The organism is Qipengyuania sp. Mu-71, assembly GCF_036867055.1.
Classification (GTDB): Bacteria; Pseudomonadota; Alphaproteobacteria; order Sphingomonadales; family Sphingomonadaceae; genus Qipengyuania; species Qipengyuania profunda.
This window is the reverse complement of sequence record NZ_JBAJHR010000001.1, coordinates 1,102,209-1,120,123: the sequence shown is the minus strand read 5'-3', so window position 1 is coordinate 1,120,123 and position 17,915 is coordinate 1,102,209. Positions and strand designations below refer to the sequence as shown.

Here is a 17,915-nt window from a genome sequence, read left to right as displayed (position 1 = left end):
CCGCACCGCCGCCGCTGCCAAGCCGCGATCAGTAAATTCCGCCCTGGTCCTCGACGAAGTCGTTGGCCTGGTCGCCGCGATCGTTCGCGGCGGCCTGCTGTGCCTCGAGGCGGCCGCGGCGGATCAGTTCGAGAATCTCGTTGCGCTTGGCGGCGATGGCGTCACTACGCGTCGCGCGCGGCGGTTCGGTGTCGGGCTTGAAGGCTTCCCAGATGATCGTCGCGGTGGGTTCGTCCGACGGCGTTCCCTCGAACACGCGCTTGCCGCTGCGACGGTCGATCTTGACCATCCGCACTCCCGGCGGGGCGACGAAATCCTCTGCCGTCCAGCGATCCTTGGTCGCTTCGATGAAGCGCTTCATGATCGTGGCCGCGGTATTGCCGCCCTGCACCCAGCCGCCAAGATTGCGCGGCTGGTCGAAGCCGACATACATGCCGGCGATGATTTCGGGCGAGCCGCCGACGAACCAGGCATTGGTCGGGCCGTTGGTGGTGCCGGTCTTGCCGAACAGCGGCAGGTCGAGGCTGCGTAGGCGGACCGCGGTACCGCGGGTGACCACGCCCTGCAGCATATGGACCATCTGGAACGCGGTGCGCGGGTCGAGCACCTGCTTGCCCGACACGTCGAAGCGCGGCATCGGCTGTCCGTCCCATTCTTCGAGGTTGCAGCCGGTACAATCGCGCGTGTCGGTGCGGAAGATGACCTTGCCATCGCGGTCCTGCACGTAATCGATCACCGATCCGGCATTCTGGCGGCCCCAATTGGCGAGCGCGGCATAGCCATTGACCATCCGTGCCACGGTGGTGTCGCCGGCGCCCAGCGCGAAGGAATAATAGGGTTCGTAGGACCCGATCCCCAGCCGGTCGATGGTCTGGATGACATTGTCCATCCCGGTATCGTCGGCGATATGGACGGTCATCAGATTGCGGCTCTGTTCGAGGCCCCAACGCAGCGTGTGGATCCCGCCCCCGCCGCCGCCGAAATTGCGGAAGCATTTCTCGCCCAGATTGGCCCCCTGCCACACGCAGAAGGTCTGATCGGGAACCTGCGTCGCCGGGGTCATCCCCTGGTCGAGCGCGGCGGCATAGACGAACGGCTTGATCGTCGAACCCGGCTGGCGCAGCGCCTGCGTGGCGCGGTTGAAACTGCCCAGGCGGCTGTCGAACCCGCCCTGCATGGCGAGGATACGGCCCGTCTGCGGCGCTTCGGCGAGGAAGGCACCCGACACTTCGGGTACGCCGCGAATGGCATAGCCTGCGCCCGAACGCGCCGCCGCCACGACATCGCCGGGCTTGAGCGACGATGGTCCGCCCGACAGCGCGAATTCCTCGCCATCGGAGAAGCCGATCCGGCCCGGTGCGGTGACCACGCCCACGCGCCAGTCGCGGTAGTTGATCCCGATGTTCGAGGAAGCGAGCTGCGCGGTGAGATCGCCATTGTCCGGATTGAGCGTGGCGATCGGCCCGGTGAAGCCGCGATTGCCGTGATAGCTGATGAGCTGCGCGCGCAGCGCATCGCGCGCCGCCTCCTGGAGTTCGAGGTCGAGCGAGGTGCGCACCCACAGCCCACCCGAATAGACGCTGTTGCGCCCGTCATCGGCGGTTTCGCCAAAGCGGTCGATCAGCTGGCGGCGCACTTCCTCGAGGAAATAGCCCGCATCGGCCGAGCGCGTGCCGCGCTGCTCGACCAGTCCCAGATCCATCCGCTTGGCCGCTTCGCCAGCGCTCGCGGTGATGAAGTCGTTGGCGACCATCTGGTCGAGCACGAAATTGCGCCGCGCGATGGCAAGGTCGTGATAGCGCTCGCGGCCATAGCGTTCGGGCGCCTTGGGCAGGATCGCGAGAAAGGCGATCTGGTGCAGATCGAGATCGCCGACATCCCTATCGAAATAGGCGCGCGACGCCGCCTGCACGCCGAAGCTGCGCCGACCCAGCGGGATCTCGTTGAGATAGAGCTCGAGGATTTCCTCCTTGGTCAGCACGCTTTCGATGCGCGTGGCGAGGATCATTTCCTTCAGCTTGCGGGTCACCGAATATTCATCGCCTAGCAGCAGGTTCTTGGCGACCTGCTGGGTGATGGTCGAACCGCCGACCGCGCGTTCGCCCGAGCTGAACTTGGTCGCGTAATCGATCACCGCATTGGCGGTGCCGGTGACGTCGACGCCGCCATGGCTGAAGAAGGTCTTGTCCTCGGCCGAGAGGAAAGCTTCGACCAGCTGTTCGGGAAAATCCACATATTGCAGCTGCACGCGGCGTTCGCGGGCGTAGGTGTTGACGATCTCGCCATCGATCCCGCGTACCACGCTGGGCAGCGGGGTCTCGTATTCGAGCAGCGATTCGGCATCGGGCAGGTTGCGCCCGAGCGTCGCCCAGGCGAGCACGATCATCACCACTGCGAAACCGGTGACATAGCTCGCGAGCCGCAGCTTGCGGTTGCGCGACCAATTGTCGTCGAACCACGCGATCAGCCGCTTGGGATCGCGGCTGATGCGGTAACGGTAATATTGCAGGGCTGGCTGGTCGGGCATGGTGTCGGATGAGCCTCTAGCACGCCAATTTGGCAATTCGCCAGAAGGATTAGCGCCTCGCCGTCAGCTTTCTTGCTGGCGGGCGAAATAGATGCGGATGGCGCGCGCCATCACCTCGGCAAAACGCGCGCGGCCTTCGGGCGAGGCGAGCCGCTGCGCATCGGCCTCGTTGGTGATGAAGCCGCTTTCGAACAGGACCGAGGGCACATCGGGTGCACGCAGCACCTTGAGCGCGGCCGACCGGCGTGCCTGCGGATGGAACCGGATTGCGTCCTCGCCCTCGCGGCGGATTAACCGCGCGAATTCGTCCGATTGCTCCTGCGTACGCCGCTGCGACAACTCGACCAGTATCGTATTCACCACATCGCTCCGCCCGCCGACATCGACGCCGTTGAGCCGGTCGGAAGCATTCTCGCGCTCGGCAAAGCGCGCGGCGGCCTCGCTCGAGGCCTGGTTGGACAGCGTATAGATGCTCGCCCCGGTGACTTCGGCCGCATCGCCCGCGCTGTCGGCATGGATCGAGAGGAACAGGTCGGCATCGAGCCGCCGCGCGATCGCCACCCGCTCGGCATGGACCAGATAGCGATCGTCCTCGCGGGTCATGGCGACGCGGACATTGCCTTCCTTCTCCAGCTCGGCGCGCAGTGCCCGGGCGAGCCCAAGGACGACTGTCTTCTCTCGGTAGCCCTGCCCCGATGCCCCGGGATCATGTCCGCCATGACCGGCATCGATCACCACCAGCGGCAACCCCTCGCGGCCCGCCACATCGGGCAAGGCGCCCGGCACATCCGCCGCGGGCAAGTCGACGCGCAGCACATAGGCGCGCCCAATCTCGGGCACGGGAATGCGCTGGGCTGTCACCACCAGCGCGGCCACCACTGCGAGCGGCAGCAGGACCAGCAGGAGGATGTGCGTCCGGATCGACATGGCATGCATGGTTACGGCGTTGTTGTCAGATGACGCAATATGGTTGCCGTGTGAAACCCACGGTGCTAGCGACACCATATCGGTTTTCCGGTGCCTCCGATCGGCGCGAACAATCCGCGACGAAGAGGGTCATCGAAGAAAACCGTTAACTTTCAGACCGCAGCGTTCGTTTCGTTCCGGTCCAATGCAATACAGGTTGATGCCGGACATGGCCCGTTACTCCCCGACATTGGCAGCACAGGCACCCGCCTTTGCCGCTGCGTCGGGCCGGACAGCGCAGACCCTGCGCGAGGCCAGTCCCGCAGTCACGAATACCCGGCCCCTCGCACATGCAGGACACGGCCGGTTCGCAAACACCGCGACGCCCCGACAGGGCCGCGGACTTTCCAACAGAATACGCCGCGCCCCAGCAGGATCACTCCTGCCCCGGCGCGGCTGGAGACATATCAATGGCAACGCGCATGCTTATCGATGCGCGCCACTCGGAAGAAACCCGGGTGGCGGTGCTCAAAGGCAACCGGATTGAAGAATTCGATTTCGAATCCGCCGACCACAAGCAAATCAAGGGCAATATCTATCTTGCCAAGGTAACCAGGGTCGAACCGTCGCTGCAGGCGGCGTTCGTGGATTTCGGCGGTAATCGCCACGGCTTTCTCGCCTTCAGCGAAATCCACCCCGATTATTACCAGATCCCCAAGGAAGACCGCGACGAACTGCTCGCTGCCGAGGCCGAAGCGGCCGAGGAAGAAGCCCGTCTGCGCGACGAGGAAGAAGACCGCGGCGAAATGCCCGGCGACGAATACGACGCCGATGACGAAAGCTCCGGCGCCCTCGCCGAAGACCTCGCCGAAGACGGCCTCGAGGAAGTCGACACGTCCGACAAGGATGATGTCGCGACGATCGAGGAAGGTCATCTCGACCGCGACGACGACGACGATGATGACGATGGCGGCGACGATTCCGACGACGAGGAAACGGATGGCGACAATCGCCGCAAGGGCCGCAACCAGGGCCGTCGTGGCCGCGGTCGCCGTCAGGGCCAGGGCAAGGGCCGCACCCGCGCCAAGGAAGTCGACGAAGCACGTGCCAAACGCATGGCGCTGCGTCGCCGCTACAAGATCCAGGACGTCATCCAGCGCCGCCAGGTGCTGCTCGTCCAGGTCGTCAAGGAAGAACGCGGCAACAAGGGCGCTGCGCTGACCAGCTACCTCAGCCTCGCCGGCCGTTACACCGTGCTGATGCCCAACAGCAGCCACGGCGGGGGCATTTCGCGCAAGATCTCCAGCGCGGCGGACCGCAAGCGCCTGAAGCAGGTCGTCAGCGACCTCACCCTGCCGCGCACCATGGGGCTGATCGTCCGCACCGCCGGGCTCAGCCGCACCAAGACCGAAATCAAGCGCGACTTCGATTATCTCGCCCGCCTGTGGGACGAGATCCGCGAACGCACGCTGGATTCGAGCGCGCCCGCGCTGATCCATTCGGACAGCGACCTGATCAAGCGCGCGATCCGCGACATCTACAATCGCGACATCGAGGAAGTCGTGGTCGAGGGCGAAGAAGGCTATAAGCTGGCCAAGCAGTTCATGAAGTTGCTGATGCCCAGCCATGCCCGCCGGGTGAAGCAGTATTCGGACCCCGTGCCGCTGTTCCAGCGCTATGGCGCCGAAGACCAGCTCAAGGCGATGTACGACCCGGTCGTCCAGCTCAAATCGGGTGGCTATCTGGTCATCAATCCGACCGAGGCGCTGGTGTCGATCGACATCAACTCGGGCCGCTCCACCAAGGAGCACAATATCGAGCAGACCGCGCTGCACACCAATCTCGAAGCCGCGCGCGAGATCGCCCGCCAGTTGCGCCTGCGCGACATGGCCGGTCTCGTGGTGATCGACTTCATCGACCAGGAGCACCACTCCAACACGCGCAAGGTCGAAAAGGCGATGAAGGACGCGCTCAAGACCGACCGTGCCCGTATCCAGGTCGGCCGCATCTCTAGCTTCGGCCTGATGGAAATGAGCCGCCAGCGCCTGCGCACCGGCGTGCTCGAAGCGACCACCCGCGAATGCCCGCATTGCGACGGCACCGGCCTGGTGCGCACCGCGTCGAGCGCGGGCCTGTCGGCGCTGCGCCAGATCGAGGACGAAGCCGCCAAGGGCAAGGGTTCGACCATCCGCCTGGCAGCCAGCACCGAAGCCGCGGTCTATTTGCTCAACGAAAAACGCGCCGATCTCATGGAGATCGAACAGCGTTACCATGTGACCGTCGAGGTCGTGCCCGAAGGCGAAGACGAAGGCGCGAAGATGTCGGTGTCGAGCCATGGGCCCAAGCCCAAGGACGCGCCGCGGTTCGACACCATTGTCGATGACGAGGACGATGAAGAAATCCTCGACGAGAACGACGACGACAGCGAACGCGACGACAGCAATGGCGGCGAGGACGACGATCGTCCGCGCAAGAAGCGCCGCCGCCGCCGGGGCGGTCGCGGACGCAACAAGAATCGCCAGCATTCCGACGATGACGATCGCGACGATTCGGATGACGACGACAATGGCGATGACAGCGACGACGACACGGACACGGATACCGACGCCGATAGCGAAAGCGACGACGGCGATGACCGGCCGAAGAAGCGCCGCCGCCGGGGTGGTCGCCGCCGGGGTGGCCGTGGTCGCGGTCGGACCTCGGACGAGGTAACGTCCGAAGACGCCGAGAAACTCGAAGGGGTTTCGGACGCGGTGGTCGAGGACATGGCCGTGGTCGCGGGTCCCGAGGATTCGCCCGAAACCGCCGAGGCTGCCGCCGAGACGGAAGAAAAGCCCAAGCCGCGCAAGCGCGCCCCGCGCAAGAAGAAGGCCGACGCCGAAGCCGCACCCGCTGCAGACGCACCGGTAGAGGGGGACGCTCAGGCCGAGGCCGAAGCCAAGCCCGCGCCCAAGAAGCGCGCACCGCGCAAGAAAAAGGCCGAGACCGAAGCCGTTGCTGATGCACCGGCGGAGGGTGAAGCCGAAGCCAAGCCCGCGCCCAAGAAGCGCGCGCCGCGCAAGAAGAAGGTCGAGGCCGAAGCTGCTCCCGCAGCAGCACCGGTCGAAGCCGCAGCCGAACCCGCTACGCCGCCTGCTCCCGAGCCTGCGGCACCTAAACCGGTGACGGAAGACAGCGCGGCTTCTGCCGAGCCGGCCAAGCCCAAGCGTGGCTGGTGGCAGCGCACCTTCGGCGACGAATAACAAGCTTAGGGGGTCGGCGGGTCTTGCGCTCGCCGGCCCTCAGGCCTTGCGCGCCACACCCCATTCCATCCAGCCCAGCACCTTGGGCGCCTGCTTGAGATAGGCCTGGCCGAGCGGTTCGACCGCGAAGCCCGCACGGCGCAGGGATGCGCCCACCGGCCGCGTCAGATGGCACCCACCCGCCAGCGGTTTCCACAGCGGCTCCAGGCGGTCCTGCCACTGCGCGACGCTCGCATCGGGCGCGCGGCCATGTTCGAGAAACAGCAGTTGTCCGCGCGGGGCCAGTATCCGGCGCAGTTCCGACAGCACTCTGTCCGGATCGTCGACCGAGCACAGCGTATAGGTGCACACCACCGTATCGAACGATCCCGAGGGAAAGGGAATATCCTCGCCCACGCCCGCACGGATGTCGGTCTCCCACCCCTTCGCCCGCGCACGTTCGCGCGCGCCATCGAGCAGCTTTTCATGCGGATCGATCCCGGCAAATGAAGTGATCTTGTCGCTGTCGTAAAGCGCCTGGTTGAGCCCGCCTCCGCAGCCAAGTTCGAACACGCGGCCCTCGGCAAGCGGGATCAGCTGGCGGCGGCGTTTCTCGATACCGTCCTGCCCGCAGGCTGCGGTGATCAACCGCGGCATCACGTGACGATCGTACCAGGCCCTTAGCCCCATCGCGCTCTCCTTGACCGGCGCTCGTTTTGGAAAGCTATCCGTTTTCGGATTTGCGACAAGCACAAAATTCGTGACCCTGTCTTGGCCCGCAGGTAAAGGCGCGCGCATGAGCCACACGATCGACCTGTTCACGATACCCGCCGCCGACAAGGATCGGCTGCGCGTCCTGTTCCTTGCCAAGCACGCCACCGCTGGCGGCCAGCTGCATGGCGAAGACGGCAATCACGCGGTCTATCACCACGAGGTGCTCGACACCCTGCGCGCCATCGGCCTCGATGTGACCCCGGCGGCCGATTTCACCGCCTTGTTCGAAAAGACCGATTTCGATTACGTCTTCACCCTGCTCAACCGCGCGGGATACCCGATGAGCGAAATGCTCGGCCCGCTGCTAGCGCAGCGCATCGGACTGCCCGCGCTCGGCGCCTCGCCCATCCTGCGCGGCCTGTCGGACGACAAGCATCTGATGAAGACCGTGGCGGTCGCGCGGGGCGTACCCGTCGCCCCCTGGCTGATCGCGCGGCGGGGGTGCCAGTGGATACCCACGCCCGATTTTGCCTTCGAACGCCTGGTGGTCAAACCCAATGCCTCCTCCGCCAGCTGGGGCGTGAGCATGCCGACCAATTGGGACGATGCGAAACGCGATATCGCAAGGCTCCATGAGGAAGGCCACGACGTGATCGTCGAACGCTATGAGGGCGCCTATGACGTGGTGGTCCCCGTCCTTGGCGGAGCCGAGCCGATCCTGCTGTCGACAATGCGCTTCGAAATGCCGGGCGATGAAGGCAATTTCCGCTCCTACGAGGAAAAGCGTGGGCTGTCCGAAGGTCCGAAGGAGCGTCTGGTCGCGATGAAGAACCCGGTCATGACGCGCAAGATCCGCGAATATACGCGGGCCATGCTGCCCGAACTGTGGCCGTTCGATTATGGGCGGTTCGAGTTCCGCTATACCCCCACGTCGGGCGAAGTGCTGTTCATGGAAGTCAATTTGTCGTGCAATCTGTGGTCGAAGAAGACCGTCTCGGGCGCGGCGCAACTTGCCGGGCTGACGCATGCCCAGCTGATCGAGCATATCGCGGCCTACAGCATGGACCGGCAGGGCGTGATCACGGCCAAACGGGTGCCGTTCGACCTGGCGATGATGCCCGAGGATGTCGGCGGCGAAACGATCGAAGTCTGACCCGCTATGCACCCCGCCGAACTCGCCTATTACGCCAAGAAGGCGTTCGCGCTGTTCCCCGGCGGGGCCAAAGCCGCCAGCGCCCCTGCCTTCGCTGCGCATTACGAGCGCCGCCGCCGCAACCGGTCACTGGCGCGCGCCGCGCTGGACAAGGGCATTGCGCGGGGCTTTGCCGCGTGGCTGCCATCACGAACCCGCGCTGTCGCGCGCAAGTACGGCATGGATGCGCAGTGGGAACGGCAGGCGCTGGCAATCGCGCGCGAACGCTTCGTCGATCCCAACGACATCGCGCTGTTCCGGATCGAGCGGGCCGAGGAGCTCGATCACTATATCCGGCGGTTCGAGGATGCGGGTTTCAACAAGATCATCAACCCCCAAGGATGGAGCCGCGCCTGCGTGCTGGTCGACAAGGCGGCGTTCTATCGCCGCTGCGCGGCGCACGGCCTGCCCCACCCCGCCGTGCACGCGGTCTACGATCGCGGATTGCGCGATTTTCGCCCCGCCCGCGGACACCCGCTGATTGCCAAGCCCACCCATGGCGAAGGCGGCCGCGGTGTCGCGCTGCTCCCCCATACCGTGTCCGATATCACCGACCAGGCCGCCTTCGCCCAGGCGATCGCGCCCTATGTCGATGACCGGCAGGTGTGGGTAATCCAGCGCGCGCTGGGCAACCACGCAGCGCTGGCGGATTATGCGATGGATGCGCTGGCGACCGCGCGGCTCACCACGATGCGGGACGAAACGGGCGAACCCGAACTGGTCAGCACCGTGCTTCGCGTGCCTTCGCTGCGCGGCCCGGTGATCGATAACATGAAAGCGGGCGGACTGATCATGCCGGTCGATTTCGAAACCGGACGGGCGGATACCGCCTGCAAGGGCTATGGCGGCGGCGATTACGCATGCCATCCGGTCAGCGGCGCGGCCTTTGCCGATCTGCAGCTGCCCGATTGGGAAAAGGCGGTAGCGCTCGCCTGCCATGCGCATGCCGCGGCGTTCCCCGAATATACGCTCATCGGCTGGGATATCGCGTTCACGCCCGACGGGCCGATGGTGGTCGAAGGCAATGCCAAGCCGGGGGTGCTGATGCCGCAGCGCAGCGGCCGCAAGGGTCTGGCAGGCCAGCGCTATGGCGAATTGCTCGCCTTCAATCTTGAGCGTGCCGAAACCGGGCGAGCGGGCGCTTTGGCCGCCTAGGCCGGAACGGCTTCGCCCTTCCAGTCGAACACGCCGCCGCTGTCCGCCACCGTCAGCCCGTCGATGACATTCAGCAGGTTGTCCGCCGCATCGGCGGGCCGGGTCAGCTGCCCCGCGGGCAGATTGGCCTGGAAGGGTTCGGACAGGGCCGAATCCACCGTGCCCGGATGCAGGCCTGCCACGATCGCCTGCTTGTGCGTCCGGCCCAGCTCGATCGCGAAATTCTTGAGCAGCATGTTGAGCGCGGCCTTGCTGGCACGGTAGCTGTGCCACCCGCCGATGCGGTTGTCGCCGATCGATCCGACCCGCGCCGACAGCGCGGCGAAGACGCTGCGGCGGTCGCGCGGTAGGAGGGGCAGCACGTGCTTGGCCACCAGCGCGGGGCCGATGGTGTTGAGCCGGAACACCTCGTTCATCGCCGCGCCGTCGATCTGCTTGTAACTGCGTTCGGGGCCCGAGCCATCGGCCAGTGACAGCACACCGCTGGCGACCACCACCAGATCGGGGGGCGCGTCGGCCATCGCGCCAGCGGCAGCGGCGATCGAGGCTTCGTCGGACAGATCGAAGCGAAAGGCGCGCAGGGCGGGGTCGGCTGCCGTGCTCGAACGGCTTCCCGCCCATACCTCGACGCCGCGCTCCGCCAGCCTCGTGGCCAGTGCGGCGCCGATACCGCCGCTGGCGCCGAAGATCGCGGCTCGCCGAAAGGGCTTTCCTACATTCATCCTACCGCTCTAGACCTCCGATAGCGCCTCGTGGTGCCCCCGAATTCACCCGATTACCGGGCTTTTGGCGCCAGAAGCTGTTTTTGCCCTGAACCGTGTAACACCCGGTCCATGTTGTAGGACACCCGTTGCAGGAAATGCGTCACACATGGCCTTGCGCCAAGCGCCCGAACCGCTAGATGGGTTGCGCAAAGAAACAGGACTGACAGCGTAATGGCGACCTTCACCCTTCCCAAGAATTCGAAGATCACCGGCAAGAGCCGCGCCCATACGGCGACCGGCGGTACGCGCATCCGCAAGTTCAAGGTCTACCGCTACGATCCCGACAGTGGCGAGAACCCGCGCTACGACACGTTCGAGCTCGACCTCGACGAATGCGGCCCGATGGTTCTCGATGCGCTGTTCAAGATCAAGAACGAGATCGACCCGACGCTGACCTTCCGCCGTTCGTGCCGCGAAGGTATTTGCGGTTCGTGCTCGATGAACCTCAACGGCAAGAACGGTCTCGCCTGCACCACCGCGATCGAAGATCTCAAGGGCGAGATCCGCATCACCCCGCTGCCGAGCATGGACGTGATCAAGGACCTCGTGCCCGACTTCACGCACTTCTATGCGCAATACGCCAGCATCCGTCCCTGGCTGCAGACCGTCTCGACCACGCCCAGCGGCAAGGAACGGCTGCAGTCGCCCGAACAGCGCGAGAAGCTCGACGGGCTCTACGAATGCATCCTGTGCGCCTGCTGCTCGACCGCCTGCCCCAGCTATTGGTGGAATTCGGACAAGTTCCTCGGCCCGGCGATCCTGCTGCAGGCCTATCGCTGGCTGGCCGACAGCCGCGACGAGATGACCGGTGAACGGCTCGACCAGCTGGAAGACCCCTTCCGCCTCTATCGCTGCCACACGATCATGAACTGCGCGAATGTCTGCCCCAAGGGCCTGAGCCCGGCCAAGGCAATCGCCGAAACCAAGAAGATGATCGCCGAACGCGCGATCTGATGGCTCTGCGCGACGAGGTATTCGACCATGGCCCCGACCCGGAAAACCCCGGCTGGCGGCACTGGAACCTGAAGGACGAAACGCTGTTCAACGGCGCGGTGATGGGCAAGCTCATCACCCGGGTGGACGATGACGGGAAGGCGCGGCTGCGCATGTTCCCCGAACGGCGCCACCAGAACCTGCAGGGCATCATCCACGGCGCGGTGACGCTGTCGCTGATCGACATTTCGCTGTTCACCACGATGCACAATATCGGCAGCGGCAATGCCGGACCCTCGGTGACGGTCGAGCTGTCGACCCAGTTCGTGGGCGGCGGCAAGCCCGACATGCCGCTCGACGCGGTGTGCGAGATCGTCCGCGAGACGGGCAGCATGGTGTTCGTGCGCGGCACGGTGGTCCAGGAAGATCACGCGGTCGCCAGCTTTTCGGGCATCGTCAAGAAGATCAAGCCCCGCGCCGCCGCGTGACCGGAATGCTCGCCCGCTATGAGCGACTCGTCTCGGCGGGCGAATTGCAGGCCGATCCCGACCAGCGCCGTGCCGCACAGCGTCTCGACCGGCTGCAGAAGGAACTCGAGGCGGAGAGTTCGGGCGGGCTGCTCGCACAGCTGTTCAAGCCGAAGAAGGCGCGGCCCGAGGGCGTCTACATGTGGGGCGGCGTCGGGCGCGGCAAGTCGATGCTGATGGACCTGTTCGTCGAGACACTGGGGATCGCCGAGAAACGCCGCGCACATTTCCACGAGTTCATGCTCGAGGTCGACCGGCGCATGCGCGAGCGGCGGGAAAGCGATCCCGGCGATCCCACCGGCAAGGTTGCGCGCGATATCGCCGCCGATGTGCGCTGTCTCGCCTTCGACGAGATGGTGGTGAACAACACCGCCGATGCGGCGATCATGGCACGGCTGTTCACCGCGCTGATCCGCGACGAGGGCGTGACCGTGGTCACCACCAGCAACCGCCCGCCGCGCGATCTCTACAAGGACGGGCTCAACCGCTCGCTGTTCCTGCCCTTCATCGACCTTGTCGAAGACGAAATGGACGTGCTGCCGCTCAACGGTCCGACCGATTACCGGCTCGATCGGCTGGGCGATATCGAGACGTGGCACGCCCCGCTGGGCGAGGAGACGACCGCACAGGTGCGCGAGGCTTTCTTCCGCCTCACCGATTACGCGCCCGAGGATGCCGAACACGTTCCCAGCGCCGAACTGGAGCTGGGCGGCGGGCGGACGATCCATGTGCCCAAGAGCCTCAAGGGCGTGGGCGTGTTCAGCTTCAAGCGATTGTGCGGCGAGAACCGCGGGGCGGCGGACTATCTGGCGATCGCGCATGCCTATCACACCGTAATCGTGGTCGGCGTGCCCGCGATGTCGCCCGACAATCGCAACGAGGCGATCCGCTTCACCAAGCTGGTCGATGCGCTGTACGAGAACAATGTGAAGCTCTTCGTCGCGGCGGCAGCCGAACCGGAAGACCTCTACACCGCCGGCGATGGCGCGTTCGAGTTCGAGCGCACGGTCAGCCGCCTCAAGGAAATGCAGAGCGCGGACTACATGGCCCGCGGTCACGGCGCCCACTAGCCACGCTGCGAGGCAGTTACATCGGTGTTTCTTGACGGCTTTCGCGCCGGCCCCACATCGGCCGCATACCGGCGTCAACACCCCGCCGATGTGAGACTGAACCATGATCGATATCCGACCCTTCGCCACGCTTGGCCACGCCGACCACGGCTGGCTCGACGCGCGGCACCACTTCAGCTTCGCCAATTACCACGACCCCGAGCGGATGGGCTGGGGCAGCATCCGCGTGTGGAACGACGACACCATCGCGGCGCAGAGCGGCTTTCCCCCGCACCCGCACCGCGACATGGAAATAGTAACCTTCGTGCGCAGCGGCGCGATCACGCACCGCGACAGCTTGGGCAATGAAGGCCGCACCGCCGCGGGCGATGTGCAAGTGATGAGCGCAGGCACCGGCATCACCCATGCCGAAATGAATCGCCAGGACGAAGCGACCACGCTGTTCCAGATCTGGATCATTCCCGATCGCCAGGGCGAGCAGCCCGGCTGGGGCCAGCGCGAGTTTCCCAAGGCTACGCGCGAAGGCGGCTTCGAAGTGCTCGCCAGCGGCGATGCCGAAGCCGATGATGCGCTGCCGATCCGGACGGATGCGAAGGTCGCCGCGGCGACGCTGGCGAAAGGCCAGAGCGCGGTCTGGAACACCTCGGGCGAACGCCACCAGTATCTGGTCGCGCCCAAGGGCCGGGTCACGGTCAACGGGCACGAAGCGCAGCCGCGCGACGGGATCGCCGTGACCGGCGAGAGCGAAATCGTGGTCGAAGCGCTCGACGACGCCGAGATCGTCTTGGTCGACGCGCGCTAGGCGCTGGGCTTCAATTGCCGGAGCGATCGCTCCAGCATCAGCAGCTGCCACAGCACCCGGCCATGGTCGCTGCGGCCGGAAATATGGTCGTCCGCGAGGCGTGACAGCGCCTTGCGGGCGAACCACCCGCTGCCGGTAAGCAGTTCGCTCGCGGCGACTGCCCTCGCCTCGCCCGCCAGCGGACCGCGGAACCACTCCGCCAGCGGGGTCACGAAGCCCTGTTTGCGGCGATAGAGTATGTCTTCGGGCAGATAGCGCTCCATCGTGTGCTTCATCAGCCATTTGCCGGTGGTGCCGCGCAGGCGCTGGCGTTGCGGCAAGCGGGCGCCGAATTCGATCAGCCGATGATCGAGCAGCGGCTCGCGCGCCTCAAGCCCGACCGCCATGCTCGTGCGGTCGGTCTTGGTCAGGATATCGCCGGGCAGCCAGAACTTGAGATCGGCATATTGCGCGCGGTCGAGGCCGCTCCTTGCAGGTGCCTCGCGCATCAGCTTTTCAAACGGCTGTTCGGCGCGATAGGTGCCGCGTTCCCTCAGCAGGACCTCGCCATAAAGCGCCTGCCGCTGCTCGGGCGCGAGGATTGCCAGCGCACGCGCATAGCCCGCCTCGCCGCTCTCGGCCAACGACAGCAGGGTCGTCTTCGCGCGCAGCGGGCGCGGCGCCCAGTCGGCCTTGGGCCAGACCCGCCCGAGCGCGCCGAACACCGGTTCGCGCAAGGCACGCGGCAGGACCGAGCGCGCCTGTTCCTCGCGCGCATGGAACAGCTGGCGGCGATAGCCGGCGAAAGCCTCGTCCGCGCCATCGCCCGACAGCGCCACGGTGACCTGCTCGCGCGCGAGTTCGCACACCCGTAAGGTGGGCAGCGCGCTGGCATCGGCGAACGGCTCGTCGAAAATCGCAGCAATCCGGTCTATCTCGCCGAACTGGTCGGACGAGACGATCCGCTCGTGGTGGTCGGTGCCGAACAGCTCGGCGACCTGCCGCGCATGGCGCGTTTCGTCGACGCTCGCGACATCGAAGCCGATCGAACAGCTGGTGACGGGTTGCGCGCTCGCCTCGCTCATCAACGCGACGACCGAGGAACTGTCGACCCCGCCCGAAAGGAAGGCTCCCAGCGGCACGTCGGCAACCATCCGGCTGGTCACGCCTTCGCGCATCAGATGGAGCAATTGCGCCGAAAGGTCCTGGGTCCGTCCCTTCTCGCGCCGGGTGAAATCGACATCCCACCATTGGCGCGGCGGCCCCGGTTCGCGGCCATGTTCGAGCAGCAGGAAATGACCCGCGGGCAATTTTTCGACGCCCTTGAGGATCGCGCGGTGATCGGGGACATAGCCCCAGGTCATGTAATCCTCGATCGCCAGCGGATCGACTTCGCGCCGCATCAGGGGGTTGGCGAGCAGCCCCTTCATTTCGCTGGAAAAGGCCAGCGCCCCGCCTTCGAGCCGCGCAAGGTAGAGCGGTTTCACCCCCAGCCGGTCGCGCGCGAGGAACAGCTGCCGCCGGTCGAGATCGTAAAGCGCGAAGGCGAACATGCCATCGAGCCGCGCGAGGCAGTCGGGGCCCCATCTCTGCCATGCGGCGAGGATCACTTCGGTATCGCCATGGGTGCGGAACTGCGCGCCGCCCTGTTCGAGCTCGCGGCGCAATTCGCGGTAATTGTAGATCTCGCCATTGAAAGAGATCACCGCGCGGCCATCGGCGGCGTGCATCGGCTGCGGCGAACCTTCGAGGTCGATGATCGACAGCCTGCGATGCCCGAGGCCCACACCCGGCGCGGTCCACACGCCGCTGCCGTCGGGACCGCGATGGCCGAGCGCATCGGTCATCCGCTCGACCCGTCGGGGATCGACCGGTTTCACCGTCTCGTAATGGAAAATCCCCGCAATTCCGCACATATGCGAGCGTGCCTAGCCCAGCTGCGCGAGCACGGCAAAGCTTCCTGCGGCCAGCAGTATCGCACCAAGGACGAGAGCCGGGTTGCCAGCGCGGCCTTCCCAGCGCGCAACCAGCGGAAGGGCAGCCACCTCGTCGGCGGTCCAGCCCGCGTCTTCAGGCTCACGCTCGAACCAGCGCCATGCCGCGCCCAGGACCAGCGCGATGACGATCCCGAAGAACAGCCAGCCATAAACGAGATGGTCGAACCCGCCGGCGGTCTCTGCCCCGACATATTGCGCGAGGAAGATCGTCGCCCAGGCGCGGATGCCGTTGGCGATCACCGGGACAACGACGCAGGCGAGGAGGAACCACGCACGCCTGTTCCAGCTGGTAAAACAGGTATGTGCGACCAGCAAGCCAAGCGCGAGCATGGCGATCAGGAATTTCACGCCGGCACATTCCTCAGCGACGATAAACAGCCCCGCGGGGGTGTCGATATGGATGCCCTGCGCGACCATCTCGATCCCGCTCAGCCGCGTCAGTGCACTCGCAATCTGGGCGGTAATCATCTGCAATTGCGGGATGATCTCTCCCCCGATGGGGACCATCAGAAAGCCGTAGACGAGCGGAAAGGCGAGGATCAGGGCCGCGCGCAATCCGAACAGCGCGAGGACCGCGCCCTGCATGGCGACCAATGCGCCGCCTTGCCCGATCGTGTTGATATCGAGGCTTCGCCCCACCAGCCAGAGGACGAGCCCGAAGACGAGCCACCCCAGCCCCGGCCACCATCCGGCTGCGCCGGCGCGCGCCAGTTCGTCGCGGCGGATCCAGGCCAGCCAGGCGATGATCGGGGGGACAAGCAGGATATGGCTGTAAGTGTCGATATCCCACCACTGATGCGCCATCGCGCGCCATTCGGCGAAGGTCAGCGCGAACAGCGCCGCCCACGCGATTGCGAGCATCACACCCGAAGCGCTACGTCCAGCGGTGCGCGGTAGTGGCAGGTCACGCTGCATCGATAGGCAACTCGGCGCCGCGGACCAGTTCGGCAAGCTCCGTTTCGACCTGGTCCCAGCTCATCCGCTCGATGACGAACCGCCGGGCCGCTTCACCCATCGCGCGCGCGTGCAGCGGATCGGCGAGCAGGCGATCGATCGCAGCGAGCAATTGCTGCGGGTCGGGCGAGGAGATGACCAGATGCTCGCCGTGGGTCGCGTCGATCCCGGTGGCCGCCCCGGGGGTCGCCACCACCGGGCGCGCCATCGCCATCGCCTCGAGCACCTTGTTCTGCACCCCGCGCGCGATCAGCAGCGGCGCGACCACCAGATCGGCGGATTTGAGGAACGGTCGCACATCCTCTACCTCGCCCCAGACGCGCACTCCGTGCTCGCCATGGCGGTCCCGCAAGGCGCGCACCGGCGCGCGGCCGACGATATGAAAGCGCGCGCGCGCATGCGTCTTGCGCAGGGCGGGCATGACATGCGCGATCATCCACTCGGCGGCCGCGATATTGGGCGCGTAATCCATCTGTCCGGTAAAGACGATCTGCGGTCCTTCGCCCTCGTCGAGATCGGGATGCGAGGTCACGCGCCCCGGGTCGAAGAATTGCGCGTCGATGCCATTGCCCAGCGCGTGCAGGCTGACCGCATCGGGCCGGGTGAGGCGGGATCTGAACAGGTCCGCCTCGTTGTCGCTGATCAGCAAGGTGGCATCGGCGCGCGCGGCAAGCCGTTCTTCCTCGCGGGCGAGCAAGCGTCCTTCGCGGCGGTTGATCCATTTGCGCTGGCCGGCCTCGGCATAGGCGGCGAACTTGGCGCTATCGACATCGCACATGTCGAACACGACACGCCCGTCGAAGCTGTCGGGGATATATTGCCCCATCTGGCCGGAGAAAACGAAGATGGTGTCGATCCGGTGATTGCCCAGCGTCTTGGCGACATAGCGGTGCATCGCTTCGTCATCGAACGCGGTCAGGCTAACCGCCCTGCCCTTCAGCAGCGCTTCTACACCCGCAAGGTGAAGCGGCTTGCTCCGTTCGATCAGCGCATGCGTGCGGGCCATTTCCACCAGCAGCGGTTTCTGCGCCATGTCCTGCACGGTTTCACCAAAGGTGCCGACATGTACGGGGCCAAGCTTTGCTAGCCCTGCCAGCAGGTGATGCGAGCGGATCTTGTCGCCGCGATCGGGTGGAAAGGGCACGCGGTGTGCGAGGAATAGCACTTCGCCCAT

Annotated in this window: 14 protein-coding genes; 7 read left to right on the top strand and 7 right to left on the bottom strand. The window is 65.7% G+C overall.

Translation table 11 applies throughout. The features are described from left to right. Positions 1-28 precede the first annotated feature (28 nt). Complete coding sequence (locus V6B15_RS05555) at positions 29-2,527, bottom strand: penicillin-binding protein 1A (protein ID WP_334200352.1); 2,499 nt, start codon at positions 2,525-2,527, stop codon at positions 29-31. A gap of 63 nt (positions 2,528-2,590) precedes the next feature. Next, positions 2,591-3,454: an N-acetylmuramoyl-L-alanine amidase family protein gene (locus V6B15_RS05550; RefSeq protein WP_334200351.1), complete on the bottom strand. Its 864-nt coding sequence runs from the start codon at positions 3,452-3,454 to the stop codon at positions 2,591-2,593. Between the two features lie 449 nt (positions 3,455-3,903). On the opposite strand from V6B15_RS05550, the gene V6B15_RS05545 reads away from it, so the two are divergent. After that, complete coding sequence (locus V6B15_RS05545) at positions 3,904-6,675, top strand: Rne/Rng family ribonuclease (RefSeq protein ID WP_334200350.1); 2,772 nt, start codon at positions 3,904-3,906, stop codon at positions 6,673-6,675. Between the two features lie 39 nt (positions 6,676-6,714). Here V6B15_RS05545 and V6B15_RS05540 read toward each other — a convergent pair whose 3' ends face one another. Continuing rightward, positions 6,715-7,344, bottom strand: a complete 630-nt coding sequence (locus tag V6B15_RS05540) for a class I SAM-dependent methyltransferase (RefSeq protein WP_334200349.1) — start codon at positions 7,342-7,344, stop codon at positions 6,715-6,717. A gap of 106 nt (positions 7,345-7,450) precedes the next feature. Between V6B15_RS05540 and V6B15_RS05535 the strand changes: the two genes are divergently transcribed. Continuing rightward, a complete protein-coding gene (locus V6B15_RS05535) occupies positions 7,451-8,521 on the top strand; it encodes a phosphoribosylglycinamide synthetase (RefSeq protein ID WP_334200348.1) in 1,071 nt (356 codons plus the stop codon). Positions 8,522-8,527: 6 nt separating this feature from the next. Further along, a complete protein-coding gene (locus V6B15_RS05530; protein ID WP_334200347.1) occupies positions 8,528-9,715 on the top strand; it encodes a sugar-transfer associated ATP-grasp domain-containing protein in 1,188 nt (395 codons plus the stop codon). On the opposite strand, the gene V6B15_RS05525 is transcribed toward V6B15_RS05530, so the two are convergent. Then, positions 9,712-10,437: an SDR family NAD(P)-dependent oxidoreductase gene (locus tag V6B15_RS05525; RefSeq protein ID WP_334200346.1), complete on the bottom strand. Its 726-nt coding sequence runs from the start codon at positions 10,435-10,437 to the stop codon at positions 9,712-9,714. The genes V6B15_RS05530 and V6B15_RS05525 overlap by 4 nt on opposite strands. A 213-nt stretch (positions 10,438-10,650) precedes the next feature. On the opposite strand from V6B15_RS05525, the gene V6B15_RS05520 reads away from it, so the two are divergent. The 4 genes from V6B15_RS05520 (at position 10,651) to V6B15_RS05505 (ending at position 13,811) form a co-directional block, all read left to right on the top strand. Continuing rightward, a complete protein-coding gene (locus V6B15_RS05520) occupies positions 10,651-11,433 on the top strand; it encodes a succinate dehydrogenase iron-sulfur subunit (RefSeq protein ID WP_301298487.1) in 783 nt (260 codons plus the stop codon). After that, positions 11,433-11,900 carry a PaaI family thioesterase gene (locus V6B15_RS05515; RefSeq protein WP_063511146.1) on the top strand — a complete coding sequence of 156 codons (468 nt, stop codon included), beginning with the start codon at positions 11,433-11,435 and terminating at the stop codon, positions 11,898-11,900. The genes V6B15_RS05520 and V6B15_RS05515 overlap by 1 nt, the downstream gene beginning before the upstream one ends. Further along, positions 11,897-13,009 (top strand): cell division protein ZapE, encoded by a 1,113-nt coding sequence (gene zapE / locus V6B15_RS05510; protein ID WP_334200345.1) that lies wholly within the window; start codon positions 11,897-11,899, stop codon positions 13,007-13,009. The genes V6B15_RS05515 and zapE overlap by 4 nt, the downstream gene beginning before the upstream one ends. 103 nt (positions 13,010-13,112) lie before the next feature. Next, on the top strand, positions 13,113-13,811 hold the full coding sequence (locus V6B15_RS05505; RefSeq protein ID WP_334200344.1) for a pirin family protein: 699 nt from the start codon (positions 13,113-13,115) through the stop codon (positions 13,809-13,811). On the opposite strand, the gene V6B15_RS05500 is transcribed toward V6B15_RS05505, so the two are convergent. From V6B15_RS05500 to V6B15_RS05490, 3 genes are read right to left on the bottom strand one after another with little or no spacing between them, the layout of a single operon-like run. Next, entirely contained in the window at positions 13,808-15,706 is a 1,899-nt protein-coding gene (locus tag V6B15_RS05500; protein ID WP_334200343.1) for an XrtA/PEP-CTERM system amidotransferase, read from the bottom strand. The two genes, V6B15_RS05505 and V6B15_RS05500, sit on opposite strands and share 4 nt — an antisense overlap. 12 nt (positions 15,707-15,718) lie before the next feature. Continuing rightward, positions 15,719-16,702, bottom strand: coding sequence for an exosortase A (xrtA, locus tag V6B15_RS05495; RefSeq protein WP_334200342.1), 984 nt, complete (start codon positions 16,700-16,702; stop codon positions 15,719-15,721). Beyond that, complete coding sequence (locus V6B15_RS05490; protein ID WP_334200341.1) at positions 16,692-17,915, bottom strand: TIGR03087 family PEP-CTERM/XrtA system glycosyltransferase; 1,224 nt, start codon at positions 17,913-17,915, stop codon at positions 16,692-16,694. The genes xrtA and V6B15_RS05490 overlap by 11 nt, the downstream gene beginning before the upstream one ends.